This is a genomic window from Staphylococcus simiae (genome assembly GCF_017357005.1).
Classification (GTDB): domain Bacteria; phylum Bacillota; class Bacilli; order Staphylococcales; family Staphylococcaceae; genus Staphylococcus; species Staphylococcus simiae_A.
On the sequence record NZ_CP071589.1, the window covers coordinates 259343 to 278232 of the forward strand.

At 32.5% G+C, this 18890-nt stretch carries 13 protein-coding genes and 3 pseudogenes; 12 read left to right on the plus strand and 4 right to left on the minus strand.

Annotated features, from left to right (window positions below; translation table 11 throughout):
* Positions 1-121: 121 nt before the first annotated feature.
* Positions 122-1432 (minus strand): branched-chain amino acid transport system II carrier protein BrnQ2, encoded by a 1311-nt coding sequence (gene brnQ2, locus J3R86_RS01070; RefSeq protein WP_207517689.1) that lies wholly within the window; start codon positions 1430-1432, stop codon positions 122-124.
* Between the two features lie 305 nt (positions 1433-1737).
* On the opposite strand from brnQ2, the gene J3R86_RS01075 reads away from it, so the two are divergent.
* The 4 genes from J3R86_RS01075 (at position 1738) to J3R86_RS01090 (ending at position 5670) form a co-directional block, all read left to right on the plus strand.
* Positions 1738-2247 (plus strand): YfiT family bacillithiol transferase, encoded by a 510-nt coding sequence (locus J3R86_RS01075; RefSeq protein WP_207517690.1) that lies wholly within the window; start codon positions 1738-1740, stop codon positions 2245-2247.
* Between the two features lie 348 nt (positions 2248-2595).
* Complete coding sequence (locus tag J3R86_RS01080; RefSeq protein WP_207517691.1) at positions 2596-3489, plus strand: 5'-nucleotidase, lipoprotein e(P4) family; 894 nt, start codon at positions 2596-2598, stop codon at positions 3487-3489.
* Between the two features lie 452 nt (positions 3490-3941).
* Positions 3942-4991, plus strand: coding sequence for an ABC transporter permease (locus J3R86_RS01085; RefSeq protein WP_207517692.1), 1050 nt, complete (start codon positions 3942-3944; stop codon positions 4989-4991).
* Positions 4992-5004: 13 nt separating this feature from the next.
* Positions 5005-5670, plus strand: a complete 666-nt coding sequence (locus tag J3R86_RS01090; RefSeq protein WP_207517693.1) for an ABC transporter ATP-binding protein — start codon at positions 5005-5007, stop codon at positions 5668-5670.
* A gap of 549 nt (positions 5671-6219) precedes the next feature.
* Here J3R86_RS01090 and J3R86_RS12160 read toward each other — a convergent pair.
* Positions 6220-6303, minus strand: a pseudogene (locus J3R86_RS12160) (hypothetical protein); the annotation flags it as partial.
* Here J3R86_RS12160 and J3R86_RS01095 point away from each other — a divergent pair.
* From J3R86_RS01095 to J3R86_RS01130, 8 genes and pseudogenes are all read left to right on the plus strand, one after another.
* Positions 6266-7252 carry a PTS sugar transporter subunit IIC gene (locus J3R86_RS01095; protein WP_242685758.1) on the plus strand — a complete coding sequence of 329 codons (987 nt, stop codon included), beginning with the start codon at positions 6266-6268 and terminating at the stop codon, positions 7250-7252. The pseudogene J3R86_RS12160 and the gene J3R86_RS01095 sit on opposite strands and share 38 nt — an antisense overlap.
* 576 nt (positions 7253-7828) lie before the next feature.
* Positions 7829-8698 (plus strand): annotated as a pseudogene (ltrA, locus tag J3R86_RS01100) (group II intron reverse transcriptase/maturase); the annotation flags it as partial.
* A 92-nt stretch (positions 8699-8790) separates the two neighbouring features.
* Positions 8791-10077 (plus strand): IS21 family transposase, encoded by a 1287-nt coding sequence (gene istA, locus J3R86_RS01105; protein ID WP_207516850.1) that lies wholly within the window; start codon positions 8791-8793, stop codon positions 10075-10077.
* Positions 10070-10834 carry an IS21-like element helper ATPase IstB gene (istB, locus tag J3R86_RS01110; RefSeq protein WP_207516745.1) on the plus strand — a complete coding sequence of 255 codons (765 nt, stop codon included), beginning with the start codon at positions 10070-10072 and terminating at the stop codon, positions 10832-10834. Before istA ends, istB begins: the two co-directional genes overlap by 8 nt.
* Before the next feature lie 57 nt (positions 10835-10891).
* Positions 10892-11314 (plus strand): annotated as a pseudogene (locus J3R86_RS01115) (group II intron maturase-specific domain-containing protein); the annotation flags it as partial.
* 344 nt (positions 11315-11658) lie between these two features.
* A complete protein-coding gene (locus tag J3R86_RS01120; RefSeq protein WP_207517695.1) occupies positions 11659-12777 on the plus strand; it encodes a carbohydrate kinase in 1119 nt (372 codons plus the stop codon).
* Positions 12752-13672 (plus strand): pseudouridine-5'-phosphate glycosidase, encoded by a 921-nt coding sequence (locus J3R86_RS01125; protein ID WP_207517696.1) that lies wholly within the window; start codon positions 12752-12754, stop codon positions 13670-13672. The genes J3R86_RS01120 and J3R86_RS01125 overlap by 26 nt, the downstream gene beginning before the upstream one ends.
* Positions 13673-13682: 10 nt before the next feature.
* Positions 13683-14903 (plus strand): NupC/NupG family nucleoside CNT transporter, encoded by a 1221-nt coding sequence (locus tag J3R86_RS01130; protein WP_207517697.1) that lies wholly within the window; start codon positions 13683-13685, stop codon positions 14901-14903.
* 234 nt (positions 14904-15137) lie between these two features.
* Here J3R86_RS01130 and J3R86_RS01135 read toward each other — a convergent pair whose 3' ends face one another.
* Together J3R86_RS01135 and J3R86_RS01140 are read right to left on the minus strand one after the other, a co-directional pair.
* Positions 15138-16451: a YjiH family protein gene (locus tag J3R86_RS01135; protein ID WP_207517698.1), complete on the minus strand. Its 1314-nt coding sequence runs from the start codon at positions 16449-16451 to the stop codon at positions 15138-15140.
* A gap of 512 nt (positions 16452-16963) precedes the next feature.
* Positions 16964-18583 (minus strand): PucR family transcriptional regulator, encoded by a 1620-nt coding sequence (locus J3R86_RS01140; protein WP_207517699.1) that lies wholly within the window; start codon positions 18581-18583, stop codon positions 16964-16966.
* Positions 18584-18890 lie beyond the last annotated feature (307 nt).

Below are 18890 nucleotides of genomic sequence, written 5' to 3' on the forward strand. Positions count from 1 at the left end.
ATTATACCTCACCCTAAAGATTGTTATACATGATAGATTGGAAACATATTGATGCTATATCGCAATCAATATGAACTGTATTTTTATTAGCATATGAATCAAAATCAAACTTACACAATCATTATGATGCTGTCATATTAGGTTTACGTTTAATAGCAAAGTCAATGATTAAGCCAATAATCGTAAATATGATAAATGGTATTAACCAAGCTAAGTCGATACTAGATAGCGGTAAGGCTTTAAACCAATTTAAGACAAAGCCATGTAGTAAATTAAAGCTATTTAAAATTTGTAAGATTGAAATCACTAATGTAACAATTGTCGCTAAACGATAAGCCCAACTAAATCTGAATGAGCTAAACATATTAATAAACGAAATTAAGACAAGTACAATTGATACTGGATATATTAATGTTAGTAAAGGTACAGCAATACTTAAGATCATTTTTAAACCTAATGTTGTAAATAAGAAACCAATAATTGAAAATACTAAAGCAAATGATTTATATGAAAATTTATTTACATGTTTTTTAGTGAATGTAGCACAGGCATTGACTAAACCAATACACGTCGTTAAGCATGCTAATATAACAGTTAACGCAAAGACGATATCACCAAATGAACCAAAGACACGTAATGAGTTGTAAGTTAAAATATCTGTACCATCTTTATAATTGCCCGGTGCTGTAGATGCACCAACATAAGCTAAAGCAAAATAGATAACGCCAAGTAATAGAGCAGAAATTAACCCTGATAAACAGACATACTTTAATATTTTTAAACGGTCAGTCATACCTTTGAATTTATAGCCGTTCACAATGACTACTGAAAAGGCTAATGCAGCAACTAAATCCATTGTAAAGTAACCTTCTAAACTACCTGAAACGAATGGATGTGCCACATACTTGTCATGTGGTGAGCCTAATGCTGCTTCTGGATTGATAATGACTGCAATACTTAATAAAGCTACCATTAATAATAATAACGGTGTTAATAGTTTCCCTAAATTATCAACAATTTTTGATGGATTTAAACTAAGCCAATAAACAATTGCAAAAAAGATTGCGGCAAAGATAATTAAAGTCCATTGGTTATGTATCGGTAAGATGTTTCTAGTACCAATTTCATAAGCAACGTTAGCTGCCCTTGGAATACCATAGAATGCACCGATAGACATATAAATGACTACAGCAAAGCCAAAGCCAAACCATGGATGGATTCTATTTCCTACACTTTCAACACCTTCATCATAATAAGCTACTACAATTACAGTTATAAAGGGGAGCAATATACCCGTAAGTGCAAAACCTAGCATGCTAATCCACATATTTTCGCCAGCAGTATGACCTAGCATAGGTGGGAATATTAGATTTCCGGCACCGAAAAATAATGAAAATAACATGAGTCCTGAAATAATAACTTGTTTTTTCATTGTCATTTCCTTCCTAGTTGTATGTATTCATAATAATTTAAAAAATCTGAAAAATAAGACGATAATCAATTTTCAAACGATAACAATTTGATTTTATTAGTAAACACTGAATATTGCAATAGTAATACATTATTAAAATGGAATAATAACTCGATATGAGTTATTTTAACACTGAATTATATGAAAAATTATATTTATTTTAAGTTATGACAAATAAAAGGGGAGAAGATATAGTTAGCAGCGAATTGAATTAGAATTTATAAAGTTATAAGATAAAGTTAAATTTTAATAAGGGGGAGAATTATATGGACGTAAGATTTCCTATAGGCCAATTACAAGTACCACAGACTATTACTCAAGATCATTTGGATGCATGGTCACAAGATATTGAAGAATATACTAAACGTTTACAGCATACTGTTGAAAATATAAAGGATAATCAACTTCAGTCTACATATAGACCAGGCGCATGGACAGTGCAACAGCTTGTTCATCATATTGCTGATTCACAATTAAATATGTATCAAAGATTGAAATTAGCTTTAACTGATGCTAATCCAGAAATACCACCATTTGATCAAAATCAATGGGTGTTAATGGAAGATTATGATTTACCAATAGATATATCAATTCAGTTATTAGAAGCTTTGAATCAAAGAATTGTTGCAGTGATTAAAGATATTGACTTAGCACAACTTGATCGTACGTTTAAGCTAAAAGATGAAGGTACGGTAACAGTTGGGGAAACTATTGCTAAATTATCATGGCATGAAAATCATCATTTAGCACATATTAACATTGCTTTAAATCAGTAAAGAATACTCAAAAGGGTTAGACACAAATCGTACTGTAATGAACTTTAAGATATTAGTAGCAACTGTTGCATTTTAATATACTGATAAATCATGTTTTGAAATACTGATCAGCCTCATTAGATTGTATGTTCTGTCATTAAATATATAGTTTTGATTTTTAATTAGATCCTGCAGTTGTACCTTTATAAAATAAAGCGAAAAATATTTTCAGTCTACTTCAAAAAGATCTAATGATTATCAAGCAAATAAAAAATAATACAAACTATTGTTAAAGTAAAAATTGCATAAGATGTTCAAATACATTTATAATTCTAATTGTATTTTATAATTCTTAGATGAGGTGATTTGATGAGTAAATTAACAAAATCAGTTGCGGCAATCGGTTTATCCGTAGCTGTAACAATGTCAGCGCCTATCGCGACACATTCAACGGCATTGGCAAAAAGTTCCGATGAAATAGAACAAACGCAACACACAAAACAAACTACATCCACAGAACAAGTTAACTTAGGTAAAGAAAATACGATGGCAGTTGCTTGGTATCAAAATTCTGCTGAGGCTAAAGCATTATATTTACAAGGGTATAATAGTGCTAAAGTTCAACTTGATAAAGAAATTAAAAAGAATAAAGGCAAACATAAATTAGCAATTGCATTAGATTTGGATGAAACGGTATTAGACAATTCACCATTCCAAGGCTATGCTTCAGTACATAACAAAGCTTTTCCAGCAGGATGGCATGAATGGGTTCAATCTGCTCAAGCTAAACCCGTTTATGGTGCTAAAGAGTTCTTAAAATATGCCGATGATAAAGGTGTAGACATTTATTACATTTCAGATAGAGACAAAGATAAAGACTTAAAAGCGACACAACGTAATTTGAAAAAAGAAGGTATTCCTCAAGCTAAAAAAAGTCATATTTTACTAAAAGGTAAAGATGATAAGAGTAAAGAACCTCGTAGACAGCAAGTTGAGAAACATCATAAACTTGTGATGCTATTTGGTGATAACTTATTAGATTTCACAGATCCTAAAGAAGCGACGGCACAATCTCGTGAAGACTTGATTAACAAACATAAAGATGACTTTGGTAAAAAATACATTATTTTCCCTAATCCAATGTACGGTAGTTGGGAATCTACAATTTATAACAATAATAGTAAACTAACAGATCAACAAAAAGATAAATTGAGAACACAATCTATTAAGCAATTTGATCCTGAAACTGGTAAAGTTAAATAATCATCATCGATAATGCAACTATGAGCCTCTTACAAAATAGTAAAGTAAGAGGCTTTTAATTATGTCTAAGCATGTGAATTTTATGATAAAAAATATAACAAATGTTAATGAAACCTTTAAAATAATATAACTTTGGGTATAATGAGACAGAACAAAGAACCAAGCAAATGGGAGTGGGACAGCAATAATTATTTCAAAATAAACAATTTCGTAGATGACCGTCTTGCACATTAATGTAAAATCCACACATGGATTTTTGATGACGGGTCCGTCCCACCCCGGCAAGACTGACTAGGTTTGTAAAACGTTGACAAACCAACATTTTACAAACCAGACAGTTACTGCCAAATGCTTAATTATAAGTGAAAAATGCTTTTGTTCTAGTCTCTAGATATGAATTAAAAAGAGTTATAGCAATCGTAAAATGATATTTATAAAAAGGAGAGACCTACATGTTTTTAGCTTGGAATGAAATTCGGCATAATAAATTAAAATTTGGGCTTATTATTGGTGTCTTAACAATGATTAGTTACTTATTATTTCTATTATCAGGGCTAGCCAATGGCCTGATTAATATGAATAAAGAAGGTATAGATAAATGGAATGCTGATGCCATTGTCTTAAATAAAGACGCTAACCAAACTGTACAACAGTCAATTTTTAACAATAAAGATGTTAAAGATAAATATCAGCAACAAACACCTCTAAAACAAACAGGAGAAATTATTTCTAATGGACATCAAGAAGAAAATGTCTTGGTATTTGGGGTAACAGCTAAGTCATTCTTAGTACCTAAATTAATTGAAGGTCATAAAGCAACTAACTCGAATGATGTTGTTGCAGATCAAACACTTAAGGACAAAGGATTTAAAGTAGGAGATAAATTAACGTTGTCTCAGTCAGATGAAACGCTACATATTGTAGGCTTTTCAGAGAGCGCGAAATATAATGCATCTCCAGTTATTTTCACTAATAATGACACCATTCAAAAAATTAATCCAATGTTAGCTAAAGATAAAGTCAATGCAGTTGTTGTTCGAGATAAACATTGGAAAGATAAAACGTTGAATCATAATTTAGAAGCAGTGAGTATTAATGATTTTATTGAAAATTTACCAGGTTACAAACCTCAAAATTTAACACTTAACTTTATGATTTCATTCTTGTTTGTGATTTCAGCAACTGTCATTGGTATCTTTTTATACGTCATTACATTACAAAAAACGAGTTTATTTGGTATTTTGAAAGCACAAGGATTTACAAATGGTTATTTAGCCAAAGTGGTTTTATCACAAACTGTCATTTTAGCAGTATTTGGTACGATAATTGGTCTTGTCTTAACTGCGATAACTGGTGCATTTTTACCAGATGCTGTACCTGTCAAATTTGATGTCATGACACTTGTTATTTTTGCGCTTGTGTTAATCGTCGTATCAATGATAGGCAGTTTATTCTCAGTGTTAACTATAAGAAAAATAGATCCATTAAAAGCTATAGGATAGGAGGGACTAAGGTATGTTGCAATTTGAAGATGTGACAAAATCTTTTAAAGATGGTAACAAAACAATTGAAGCGGTTAAATCAACAAACTTTAATATTGATGAAGGTGACATAGTTGCATTGGTTGGTCCATCAGGTTCAGGTAAAAGTACCTTTCTAACTATGGCGGGTGCTTTACAAACACCGACAACTGGACGTATTTTGATTAATCAACAAGATATTACAACAATGCGTCAAAAGCAGTTGGCAAAAGTGAGAATGTCTGATATTGGCTTTATTTTACAAGCGACGAATTTAGTGCCGTTTTTAACTGTTAAACAGCAATTTACATTACTAAAGAAAAAGAAGAACAATGTTATGAGTGACGAAGATTATCATCAGTTAATGACGCAACTAGGCTTAGCAGAATTGGGGAACAAATTACCATCTGAATTATCTGGAGGACAAAGACAGCGAGTGGCAATTGCTAAAGCACTTTATACTAATCCATCGATTATATTAGCGGATGAACCAACCGCATCATTAGATACTGAAAATGCCATTGAAGTTGTGAAAATTTTACGAGATCAAGCTAAAAAGAGAAATAAAGCGTGCATTATTGTGACACATGATGAACGATTAAAGGAATATTGTGATAAGTCTTACCATATGCAAGATGGACAATTACAATTAGAACAATAAGAAGTCGAAGATAAGACAGAAACTACTGTGACAAGTTGTTTCTGTCTTTTTTGATTTTTCTATTTTTTTGCATTGATAAAGAAAAAGTGAATAATTTAAAAATGATTATGTATCAGTTCAATTTGGGAGAGAATCCTTTTTGATGTGTAAATTTAGCGAATCTAGTTAATTTACATATAAATAAATATAAAATTATCAGAAATTTTAAAATATTCCGTGAAACATAATAAATTTTGTAGTAAAATAACGCCTAAGAGTTTTTAAGATAAAGAAAGTCAGCGAAAAAAGCATTTAATAGTTAATAGGATGTGATGGGCAATAACTATCTATTGCTAAAGCAAATTTTTATTAACCTAGCTAGTCTTGTTGAACTAAGGGTGGAGGAATAAATTTTAAAAAATTTATTTCGATTATGCGCCCAAGTAATGATTGACACATCTTCAAAAGCTCATTGTACAATTGTATATTTCATGTTGTTAGAATAGTGAAAATTGTATGTACTATGCATGCATAACATGGAATATACAAAATAATATAAAGGAGATCATATATGGATTTATTAATAGGTACATTGTTTTTGTTTTTAGTCTTAGTTATTTTTACGTTATTTACATATAAAGCACCCAATGGTATGCGTGCAATGGGTGCTTTAGCTAATGCTGCAATTGCCACTTTTTTAGTAGAGGCTTTTAATAAATATGTTGGTGGAGAAGTCTTTGGTATTAAATTTTTAGCAGACTTAGGGGATGCTGCCGGAGGTCTTGGTGGTGTTGCGGCAGCCGGGTTAACTGCACTTGCCATAGGTGTTTCACCAGTATATGCCTTAGTCATTGCAGCATCTTGTGGTGGTCTTGATTTATTACCAGGATTCTTTGCCGGTTATATTGTTGGTTACATTATGAAGTATAGTGAAAAATATGTGCCAGATGGTGTTGATTTAATTGGTTCAATCGTACTACTAGCACCATTAGCACGATTAATAGCAGTATTATTGACGCCTGTTGTTAATAATACTTTAATTCGTATTGGTGATATTATTCAAAGTAGTACAGATACGAACCCGATTATCATGGGTATTATTTTAGGTGGTATCATTACCGTTGTAGGTACAGCACCATTAAGTTCAATGGCGTTGACCGCGTTACTTGGATTAACGGGTATTCCAATGGCAGTTGGTTCAATGGCAGCATTTAGTTCTGCCTTTATGAATGGTACATTATTCCACAGATTAAAATTAGGAGATCGTAAATCAACTATTTCAGTAAGTATTGAACCATTGTCGCAAGCAGATATTGTATCTGCGAATCCTATACCTATTTATATTACTAACTTTTTTGGAGGCGCGATTGCCGGTTTAATTATTGCGTTATCCGGTCTAATAAATGATGCAACAGGTACAGCTACACCGATTGCTGGTTTCTTAGTCATGTTTGGATTTAATAATCCAACAACGATTGTTCTTTATGGCATTGCTATGGCCGTTGTTGGTACATTGTCAGGCTATATTGGCTCACTAGCCTTTAAAAATTATCCAATTGTGACCAAACAAGATATGATTAACCGTGGTGCTACAGATGCATAAAATAACATAATCAAATTATTTAGAATAACGTAGACTGTTGAATTGTTGGAATGACAATTTGACAGTCTTTTTGGGTGCGCCCGGCATGGGTAACGACTCGACGGTGAAAATCCGTTACAGGCTTGGTAGTAGGAACTGTTAGCGAAAGACAAGGGTGTCCATTGTGAAATGGAATCTGAAGGAAGTCGGACGCAAACACTCGCACTGACGAACAGAAATATCATACAAGGCTATGTGGAATGGATGAATCTGCAATACAAGATAAAGTCCGATACTACCCGAGTTCTATATAGTAAATGATGCAGTGGAATGAGTGGAAAGTGGTTACTCTTACCCGGGGAGGTCTCATTAGCGATTAAACAATCGTAGTAACAACGAATAATGAGAAGTCAGCAGACGTCATAGTAGGGAAAACGTACCGAAGGACTGAACAATATTCATACAAAGTAAAGAATGGAGGTTAGAGATTTACGACGTGCAGAATACAATCACTGATTGGCAACTCATAGAAAGATAAGTAGTGGAACGAAAAGGATATATGAGTGCGCATAGTAAATCTTAGGTGAAATGAAAGAAATGTATCGTAAGTCTCCATCTACGATGGAGCTTGTTGTAAGAGACAATAATATACAAAAAGCAATCAAGAAAGTGAAGAAAAATAACGGTGCACCTGGTATCGATGGCATGAAAGTCAGTGAATTGCCTGCACATTTTGCGCAATACTTTCCACAAATAAAACAAAAACTGCTTGATGGCACATATAAACCACAAGCAGTAAGGAAAGTCGAAATACCCAAATCAAATGGGAAAAAGCGCGTACTAGGTATCCCTGTCGCAAGAGACAGAGTGATACAACAAGCAATTAAACAAGTCATTGAACCTAGTATTGACCGTACTTTCTCCAAACATAGCCATGGTTTTAGACCTAATCATAGTACAAGTACTGCACTCAAAGCATGTGCTACTTACTATGAGGAGGGCTATAAGGTTGCGGTAGACTGTGATTTGAAACAATGTTTCGACAAACTTAATCATGACAAACTCATGTATTTGTTTGAACGACACATCCAAGACAAAGCAGTTTCAAGATTTATCCGTAGAAGTTTACAAGTAGGTGCCATTGACCTATCTGGCGAAGTCGCAGAAAGAAAGATAGGTGCACCGCAAGGTGGTGTGATATCACCCCTGCTCTGTAATATCTATCTACATGAACTGGATAGAGAACTCGAACAACGTGGACACCGTTTTGTTAGATATGCAGATGACTTCGTCATCTTTGTACGTACAAAACGAGCAGGTGAACGTGTTATGAATAGTGTAACCTCATTCATTGAAAAAGAACTGAAACTTGAAGTAAATACTGACAAAAGTAAGGTAGGCTCACCAACCCGTTTAAAGTTCTTGAGTTGTCTAATGATCAAAGTAAATGGCACTTGTCGTTTCAGACTGGAAATGATAATTTAATAATGTACACTTTTGACTGTTTAAGTATGTACAATCTGTAAAATTTAGAGATAATTTTATTGAGGTGAATAACAATGAAATTATCTTTAGATATAAATACAGATTATGAAGTTACAACTCTTTCAGATTTACCAAAATTAAAAATTGTTATGGAGAGCTTAAACATGAAAATTAATAAAAGTGAAATCGCAAGACAAATGAATGTAGATCGAAGAACAATAGATAAATATTTAAATGGCTTTAAACCTTCGGTTAATCGAAAAAAACAATCTAAAATTGATCCCTATTATGATTTAATAAAAGAATTGTTGTCTGAAGAATGTGAACAGAAATTCTTTTATAAACGCGTGTTATGGCAATACCTTAAAGATAATCATGGTCTAAATTGTGCGTATTCCACATTTAGAACATATATAAGAAAACATGATTTATTCAATAATTATTTTAAAAAAAGACGACAAAAGTCAACGCCTGTTGGAACAACTAGATTTGAAACAAAACCAGGTTGCCAAGCTCAATTTGATTGGAAGGAAGATATAAGATTTAAAACGAAGGATCATCAAGAGGTATCTTTAAATATTGGTGTTTTACTCCTGTCATATTCACGCTTCAAAATTATGCAAGTTACGATGAGTAAATCATTAGATGTATTACTTAATTTAATGGTTCAAGCTTTTGAATCTATTGAAGGTGTTCCAGAGGAACTTGTTACAGATAATATGAAAACAGTGATGAGTCAACCTAGGACTGAAACGTTTAGTGGACAAGTTAATCCTAAATTCAAACAATTCGCTGATGATTTTAATTTTAAAGTGAAGCCGTGTATAGCTGGTCGTCCTAGAACGAAAGGTAAAGTTGAATCCATTATGAAAATATTAGATGAAATTCATGCCTATCAAGGACAATTATACTTACATGAAATTCCACAATTTATTGACGAATTAAATGATCGTTTGAATTACTCAGTGCATAATGGGACAGGAAAAATACCAATTATTGAAGTAAAAAAAGAAAAGAGCTTCTTACAGCCATTACCCAATGTCCATGTAAGAAACTCATATAAAGTAGAACATAAATATTTGAAAGTCAATCGTTCGAATATGATTACATATCGCTCCAATCAGTACTCAGTTCCTGCTGAATACTATGGAAAAACGGTTGAAGTTCAAGTTTATGATCAACGTTTGTTTGTTTATTATAACACCAAATTAATCGTTGAGCATCCTATTACCCATCATAAATTAAATTATCAGCAACAACACTATTTAGAAACGCTAGCTGTCTCCTATGGAGACCATGATGATATTAATCAGCTGGCCTTAGATAATTTAAAAACGATAGGAGAGATGTATGATGAATAATATTACTAACTACCAACGTTTAAAAGATAATCTGTCATATCTAAAAATGAATCAAATGATTACTCATTTAGATGAAGTGATAGATTTTAGTATCACTAACGATTTATCATTTATTGATACTTTAATTAAATTGAGTGATTATGAAATCGCAGTTAAAGAAAAGAATATGATTGAATCAATGGTTAAGGTAGCAGCATTCCCTTTTAAAAAGGAACTGTGCGACTTTGACTTTTCATTCCAACCTAACGTCAATAAACAAGAAATCGTAGATTTTACTCATTTACGATTTATAGAAAACCATCAGAATATTGTCTTTTTAGGTCCAAGTGGTGTAGGTAAAACCCATTTAGCTACATCAATTGGTATGTCAGCAGCGAAAAAAAGAGTAAGTACGTATTTCATTAAATGTCATGATTTAATACAAAATTTGAAAAAATCTCAATTAGAGAATCGGTTAGAAAATAGACTCAAGCACTATAGTAAATATAAATTACTAATTATTGATGAAATAGGCTATTTACCTATTGATAGTGAAGATGCCAAACTCTTTTTCCAACTGATTGATTTAAGATATGAGAAGAAAAGTACCATTTTTACTACAAATATTAATTTCAATTTATGGAATGAAATATTTGAAGACCCTAAAATAGCTAATGCCATTTTAGATCGCATATTACATCACTCAAATGTCATAAAAATAACTGGGAAGTCTTATCGGTTAAAAGACCATTTTGTGAAAGTTGAAAAGACAGAATGACATTTTTGTACATTCTTAAACAATCATTTTTGTACATTCTTTTATTGACATTTACATTTCAGACCCACTATGGAAGCAAAAAGAAATTTAAAACGCAACTTAAAGTGGTTAACAAGACGAAGTAGACCAGGAACTTTCCAACAAATTATAACAGAAATTAATCAAGTCACAACAGGTTGGATTAACTATTTTGGTAAAGGCTTTATAAATGGCTTTATTACTAATATAGAGTCTTGGCTACATCATCGCATTAGGCAACTGATATTAAAAAGATGGAAGAAAACGAAAACTAAATATAAGATGTTACGCAAGTATGGACTTGACCATAATAGTGCAATGAAAATTGCCAATTCAAGAAAGAAATACTGGCGGTTATCATCAACGCATGAGGTTCATCGTGCACTTACAACAAAACGCCTCTACAAGTGGGGTTTGAAATCACTAACCCAACTCGCAGAGGCGGCTTACGCAAGATATTGAACCGCCGAGTACGGAACCGTACGCTCGGTGGTGTGAGAGGACGGATAATCAAATAATGGTTATCCTCCTACTCGATTTTGAAAGTTCAAATAGGTAGAAATACATGAATTTGTCAAAATTTTTTATCTTACAATAATCATCTTTTTAAACATATATCATTTTAGCTAAAGTTGTTAATTTTAAAAGATTTAATGAAGATTCTTTGATTGTGGACAAGTTCAAACAAACATATATCACTAATATAAAGGTGTTTGTAAGCGTTTACACATATAAAAATGCATGCTACGATATGGCTGTAAATAAGCTTTTTACACGATGTTGAAACTTTTAAAAGGAGGGATGACATGAATACAACCGAAAAGGAAATACTAAAACGAATTAAAGATAATCCATTTATATCACAAAGAGAATTAGCTGAAGCGATTGGATTATCACGACCAACTGTCGCAAATATTATTTCTGGGCTCATACAAAAAGAGTATGTGATGGGCAAAGCTTATGTATTAAATGAAGATTATCCTATTGTTTGTATTGGTGCTGCTAATGTAGATAGAAAATTTTATGTACATAAAGAATTGGTTGCCGAAACATCGAATCCTGTGACATCAACAAGATCAGTTGGTGGTGTTGCAAGAAATATTGCTGAAAATCTTGGACGTTTAGGTGAAACAGTCGCCTTCTTATCAGCCAGTGGTCAAGATAGTGAATGGGATATGGTTAAGCGTTTATCAAGTCCATTCATGAATATGGATCATGTACAACAATTTGAAAATGCAAGTACAGGGTCTTACACGGCACTGATTAACAAGCAAGGAGACATGGCTTATGGCTTGGCAGATATGGAAGTGTTTGATCATATCACACCAGAATTTTTAATTAAGCGTACGCATTTATTAAAAAAAGCTAAATGCATTATTGTAGATTTGAATTTATCTAAAGACGCACTAGATTTTTTATGTGCTTACACAGCAAAACATGACATTAATCTTGTAATTACGACAGTTTCATCACCGAAAATGAAAAATATGCCTGATTCATTACATGCTATTGATTGGATTATTACGAATAAAGATGAAACAGAAACATTTTTGAATGTTGATATTGATAATACGGATGACTTAAAAGAAGCTGCTAAAAAATGGAATGATTTAGGAGTAAGCAATGTCATCATTACTAATGGTGTGAAAGAACTTATTTATAGAAGTGACAAAGAAGAAATTATTAAATCAGTAACACCGTCTACAAATGTCAAAGATGTTACTGGTGCAGGCGATTCGTTCTGTGCAGCGGTAGTCTATAGTTGGCTTAATGGTATGTCTACTGAAGATATATTAATAGCTGGTATGGTCAATTCCAGTAAAACAATAGAGACGGAATATACCGTACGCCAAAATTTAGATCAACAACAACTTTATCATGATATGGAGGAGTATAAAAATGACACAATTACAACAATACATTGATTATTCACAAGAAGTAAAACAAGCAAAGGACAATAACCAACCTATTGTAGCTTTAGAATCTACAATTATTTCTCATGGTATGCCATATCCACAAAATGTGGAAATGGCTAATAAAGTAGAACAGCTTATTCGTGATAACGGTGCAGTACCTGCAACCATTGCGATTATTGATGGCAAAATTAAGATTGGATTAGAGAAAGATCAATTAGAAACATTAGCTACTAGTGACAATGTAGCTAAAGTATCAAGAAGAGACCTAGCTGAAGTTATAGCTACGAATCAAATTGGAGCAACGACAGTTGCGACTACCATGATTTGTGCTGAATTAGCAGGAATTCAATTCTTTGTTACTGGTGGTATTGGCGGTGTACATAAAGGTGCAGAACACACTATGGATATATCTGCTGATTTAGACGAACTAGCTAAAACAGAAGTAACTGTAATTTGTGCTGGTGCTAAGTCTATCTTAGATTTACCAAAAACGATGGAATATTTGGAAACGAAAGGTGTACCAGTAATTGGTTATCAAACTGATGAGTTACCAGCATTCTTTACACGTGAAAGTGGTGTTAAATTAATCAGTTCAGCTCAAAGTCCTGAAGAAATTGCCAAAGTACATCAAACAAAACATGATTTAGAATTAGGTGGTGGTATGGTTATTGCTAACCCTATTCCACATGAACATGCATTATCAAAAGACTATATTGAAAGTATTATTGATGATGCAGTAGAAGAAGCAGAAAGTAAAGGTATTAAAGGTAAAGATTCTACGCCATTCTTATTAGGAAAAATTGTTGAGAAAACAGAAGGAAAGAGTTTAGCAGCAAACATAAAATTAGTTGAAAATAATGCAATATTAGGTGCTAAGATTGCAGTAGCTTTCAATCATATGTAGGTGATGATCTATGTCCATTTTATTTGCAATCACAGGTGTACTGTTTGCCTTAATCATTGCATATATGTTTAGCTTTGACCGTAAAAGTATAGATTTTAAAAAGCCTGCTATCATGCTGGTCATTCAAGTATTACTTGTATTATTTATGATGAATACGACGATTGGTTTAACGATATTAACAGCTATGGGTGGCTTTTTCGAAGGTTTAATAAAAGTAAGTAAAGCAGGCATTGATTTTGTATTTGGAGATTTACAAAATAAAGGTGGCTATACATTTTTCCTGAATGTCTTGTTACCATTGGTGTTTATTTCAGTACTTATAGGCATATTTAATTATATTAAAGTATTACCTTTTGTTATAAAATACGTGGGTATAGCAATTAATAAAATTACACGTATGGGACGTTTAGAAAGTTATTTTGCCATTTCAACAGCAATGTTTGGACAGCCAGAAGTATATTTAACTATTAAAGATATTATTCCTAAATTATCAAGAGCCAAATTGTATACTATTGCAACTTCAGGTATGAGTGCGGTTAGTATGGCAATGTTAGGTTCATATATGCAAATGTTAGAACCTAAATTTGTTGTAACAGCAGTAATGCTTAATATATTTAGTGCTTTAATTATAGCGAGTGTGATCAATCCATATCAATCAGATGATTCAGATGTTGAAATTGAAAATTTAACTCAATCAACTGAAGAGACTGACTTAAATAGTAAAACAGGTAAACCTAAAAAAGTGCCATTCTTCCAAATGATTGGTGATAGTGCAATGGATGGCTTTAAAATAGCTATTGTTGTGGCTGTTATGCTATTAGCATTTATTTCTTTAATGGAAGCAATTAACATTATATTTAGCGGTATTGGTTTAGACTTTAAACAATTGATTGGTTATGTCTTTGCACCAATTGCATTTGTTATGGGAATTCCATGGAGTGAAGCGGTATCTGCTGGTTCATTAATGGCTACGAAATTAATCACTAATGAATTTGTTGCTATGTTAGATTTTAAACATGCTTTAGGAGATGTTTCTGCAAGAACGCAAGGAATTATCTCAGTTTATTTAGTGAGTTTTGCTAACTTTGGTACAGTAGGTATTATAGTAGGATCTATAAAAGGTATAAGTGATAAGCAAGGTGAAAAGGTAGCATCATTTGCGATGCGTTTATTACTTGGATCTACGCTTGCATCTATCATTTCAGGCTCAATTATAGGTTTAGTATTATAGGCGCATGCTGAAAAATAAATGAAAATAATTTGATGATTGTACATAATATGGTGAAGACATCATCTAGATGTATAATTGATAAAATGACAAAGCCGACTCATAAATTGATTGAATGATCAAATATGAGTTGGCTTTATTTTTAAATTATATCATCATACATAAAGTTATAAGAAAGTATGACGACGTTAGTGGAGTTGATACTTAATCATCGGACTCACAACTACAACACAACCTTTAGCCAAAAAGGAGTAAAGCAATTGGTATGGCTAATAATAGTGATAGTGCTACTCTAATAAACCAAATAACGACTAACTTCCACACAGGTATCTTAATTTCGGTAGCCATAATACAAGGTACCAACGCTGAGAAAAAGATAACTGCTGACACGCTAACGATACCGACAACTAGTTTTGTGCTGGCAGCGGCTTTAGCAACAAGTAGCGATGGCAAGAACATTTCAACAATAGAAATAGCTGATGCTTCAGCAAGCATGTGCTTATCAGGTATCGGAAATAGATAAATGAATGGATAAAAAATATAACTCACCCAACTAATAAGTGGTGTGAAATTGGCGATGACTAGACCAAGAAAACCAATTGATAAAATAGATGGTAATATTCCAACGGTCATCTCTAAACCATCTTTAACATTATCCCAAACATTTTTCACTAATGAAGGTGTCTTAGCATTTTGTTTCATAGCTTCAGCATAAGCTGTCTTTAAACGACTACCTTGAATTTCAACTTCTTCTTCATCTTGTTGACCGTTATAGTATTCAGTTGATTCATTAGCTATTGGTGGTAACCAAGCCGTCATTGCCGTAACCATGAACGTGATGATTAATGTAATCCAAAAATATAAATTCCAATGTGACATTAATCCAAGTGTATTAGCAACAATAATCATAAACGTTGCAGATACGGTTGAAAAACCAGTAGCAATAATTGTTGCTTCTTGCTTGTTATACATCCCTTGTTTGTATACGCGATTAGTAATGAGTAAGCCTAGTGAATAACTTCCGACAAAAGAAGCTACGGCATCAACTGCTGATTTACCAGGTGTTTTAAAGATTGGTCGCATAATAGGCTCCATAAATACACCTACAAATTCTAACAAACCATAACCAACTAACAATGATAACGCGATAGCTCCAACTGGTATCAATATACTAAGAGGCATCATTAACTTATCAAATAGAAACGGTCCATAATCTTTATTGAACAAAATAGCAGGACCAAGATGAAAAACATACATGATGCCAACGACTGCACCGGCCAGTTTGAATAACGTGATGATAAAGTTAGTTATAGATGTCTTAAAAGTGCCGCGTACGATTGGTAACAAAGCACCAATGACTATCATAACTAAGGCAATATATGGCATCGTTGGACCTAATAGTGACCTAATTGCTAAATGGACATGATCGACTAATATCGTATTGTTACCGTTCAATGTAATTGGAATAAAGAAACATAAAATACCAATTAAACTGTAAATGTAGAACCTCCAAGCACTAGGTTGCTTGGCGTACTTGTGATATGTATTCATTAGCACAACCCCTTTGTTTAAGTCAATACATAGATAAAGCATGCTTAATTGCTAGAAAAAATTTTAAAACAGCAAAATACAACCATTGATTCTAAATAATCTGAAAACTTAACTTTATTGTATAGTTTGATATAATCACCGACTAATATAAAATAACTAATAATAAATAGTTTGAAACTATGATATATTTTTGCGAGAGAAATTTGAGGATTCTTTATTTTTTAGGAGCCTGGGACAAAAACATTTCACAGTTAAATTCAAGCATATGGCAGTAACTGTCTGGTTTGTAAAATGTTGATGTATCAACATTTTGCAAACCTAGTCAGTCTTGCCGGGGTGGGAATACGAAATAAATTTTATATAAAATTTATTTCTGTCCCACTCCCAATTTGGGAGAGAACCTTAATAATCATAACGTCGTTGCAAAGTTAAGCTAAACGAGCGCAGTGTCATTGTCATAAATAATGAGTTAGCCTCCTAAATAACTTATGAAACTTAATCAATCGAAGCGCTTAATGATTTAAATCTACTAATTCTGAGGCATATAATGCTAAACGAAGATTGAGTGAAATATCCGGATCTTCAATGGTCGTATCTAATATTTGCGCACATTTATTAATACGATATTTTACAGTATTACGATGAATAAAAATTTGTTCAGCTGTCTTAGTAATGTCGCAATGATTATCCATATAGATACGCAAAGTTTGTTTTAATTCAGCTTCTTTTTTTGTCTTTGGTTTAGCCAAATCACCAAGTGTGTACTTAATAAAAGGTATTAATTTATTAGATGGTATTAATTGTAATAGTTCGCTAATATCTTTTGAACGATAGCTTTCGATTTGTTCAAATTGCCCTTTGGCGCGAATATTATTAAGTGCTTCTGATGCTTCAAAGTATGAGTAAGGTAACTGTGAAAACTCTGTTACTTCATTGCCAACACCAAAAGATAAGCTACCCTCAAAAAAGTTATGAAACTCTTGTTGAATCAGCTTTAAGTAATCCCAGAAATAATGATGTCTATTTTGTAATAAAATGACAAATTGATCGTTACTAGGTATTTTATAGATACTTATTTTTGAATCTAAATCAGAAAACTTATGGAGTAACCATTGGAATGTCAGATATTGTCTTTCATACAAATAGTTACTGTTCTCTAATTTTTGAGTTTCATCTATACTACATGTTACAACTTGATAGTATTTTGAATTATAAATATTGTAGCGTTCCAGTAGTTGTGGATGCTGTTTGACGGATAAAGCAGTATCACTATCATTAAGGACTAATGATTCAAAGAAGCGGTTAATTTCGTTTTGTTCGGCTTCTTCAATTTTAGCTGATTTATAAATTGAAAAGCTTAGCACGCTAACAACTTGTTCAATGGTCAATAGACTAAATGGGTAGGTAAGTTTATCAGATTGAGTCACCATTAGATAATATGGAAAATAGTTATAACTTCTAACTTTATATATAATGTGGTTCTCTTTGACGAATACTGAACGTCTATCATCTTGTTCAATCTCCGAAATATGTTGTTTGAAATATTTAATATGATCATTGATAAGTGATCTTTGATGTTGATAATGTTGACTCATTGAAATAGGGCGTTTAAATGGATCGAATAATAAAATGGGTACACCTAAACGTTTACTTAAAAACTGAATCATTGTATCAACATCGAATCCCTTTATCAATAATTGATTGAGTTCTTGTTGGATATATAATGCGTAATTTAATTTTTCAGTTTTAGCATTTTCAATGACTGCTGACATTTGGTGTGATGCGTCACCTAAATTCCAATTTTCTGGAATTTCAATCAAAGGAAAAGCTAAGTCATCTGCTATGTCAATAACTACTTGATCGATAGCATGTAAAAAGCGTGAAACTTTAATACCTAATCCTGCAACACCTACATCTTTAAGATCACGAATGAGTTGTATTAATCCTTGTTGATCATCTTGATAGAGTAATCCAGTTGTCAGGATAAAAGTATTCGGTTTTGTAAAATGTTTAATATCACTATTTTCAGTAATATCTAAACCTTCAATAATGGTATCTAAGTTACCGTGATGGTTAATTAATGAAAATGCATTAAATTGAGGCATAGATAACATATCTCGTAGACTAGCCATAAGGAACCTCCTTCTAAGTCAAAATAGGGTACGATGTATAGAAATATAATTTACTGTATAAACTTAACTCTATTATATGCAATATTCACAAAATATTGTAGGAAATTGCCACACTATTTGTCAGTTTGTGACAAAACGCAAAAAAAATATGTCAAAAGCGATAAAGAAAAACGCTTACATTACTAATAAACTAATCATAAAGAGAGACGAAATTACATATAGTACAAACCGAAAGATACAGGTTGTTCCAGTTATTGTGGTTATGAAGTGACGGTTTGTCTGGGGTGTTATTGTTCGCAACTCTCAT

What these genes read in the sequence shown, in the direction of transcription:
- J3R86_RS01135 (WP_207517698.1), bottom strand. Translation starts at nt 16,451, where the DNA reads ATGAATACATATCACAAGTACGCCAAGCAACCTAGTGCTTGGAGGTTC.
- J3R86_RS01085 (WP_207517692.1), top strand. Translation starts at nt 3,942, where the DNA reads ATGTTTTTAGCTTGGAATGAAATTCGGCATAATAAATTAAAATTTGGG.
- J3R86_RS01125 (WP_207517696.1), top strand. Translation starts at nt 12,752, where the DNA reads ATGACACAATTACAACAATACATTGATTATTCACAAGAAGTAAAACAA.
- J3R86_RS01120 (WP_207517695.1), top strand. Translation starts at nt 11,659, where the DNA reads ATGAATACAACCGAAAAGGAAATACTAAAACGAATTAAAGATAATCCA.
- istA (WP_207516850.1), top strand. Translation starts at nt 8,791, where the DNA reads ATGAAATTATCTTTAGATATAAATACAGATTATGAAGTTACAACTCTT.
- J3R86_RS01140 (WP_207517699.1), bottom strand. Translation starts at nt 18,583, where the DNA reads ATGGCTAGTCTACGAGATATGTTATCTATGCCTCAATTTAATGCATTT.
- brnQ2 (WP_207517689.1), bottom strand. Translation starts at nt 1,432, where the DNA reads ATGAAAAAACAAGTTATTATTTCAGGACTCATGTTATTTTCATTATTT.
- J3R86_RS01090 (WP_207517693.1), top strand. Translation starts at nt 5,005, where the DNA reads ATGTTGCAATTTGAAGATGTGACAAAATCTTTTAAAGATGGTAACAAA.
- J3R86_RS01130 (WP_207517697.1), top strand. Translation starts at nt 13,683, where the DNA reads ATGTCCATTTTATTTGCAATCACAGGTGTACTGTTTGCCTTAATCATT.
- J3R86_RS01080 (WP_207517691.1), top strand. Translation starts at nt 2,596, where the DNA reads ATGAGTAAATTAACAAAATCAGTTGCGGCAATCGGTTTATCCGTAGCT.
- J3R86_RS01075 (WP_207517690.1), top strand. Translation starts at nt 1,738, where the DNA reads ATGGACGTAAGATTTCCTATAGGCCAATTACAAGTACCACAGACTATT.
- istB (WP_207516745.1), top strand. Translation starts at nt 10,070, where the DNA reads ATGAATAATATTACTAACTACCAACGTTTAAAAGATAATCTGTCATAT.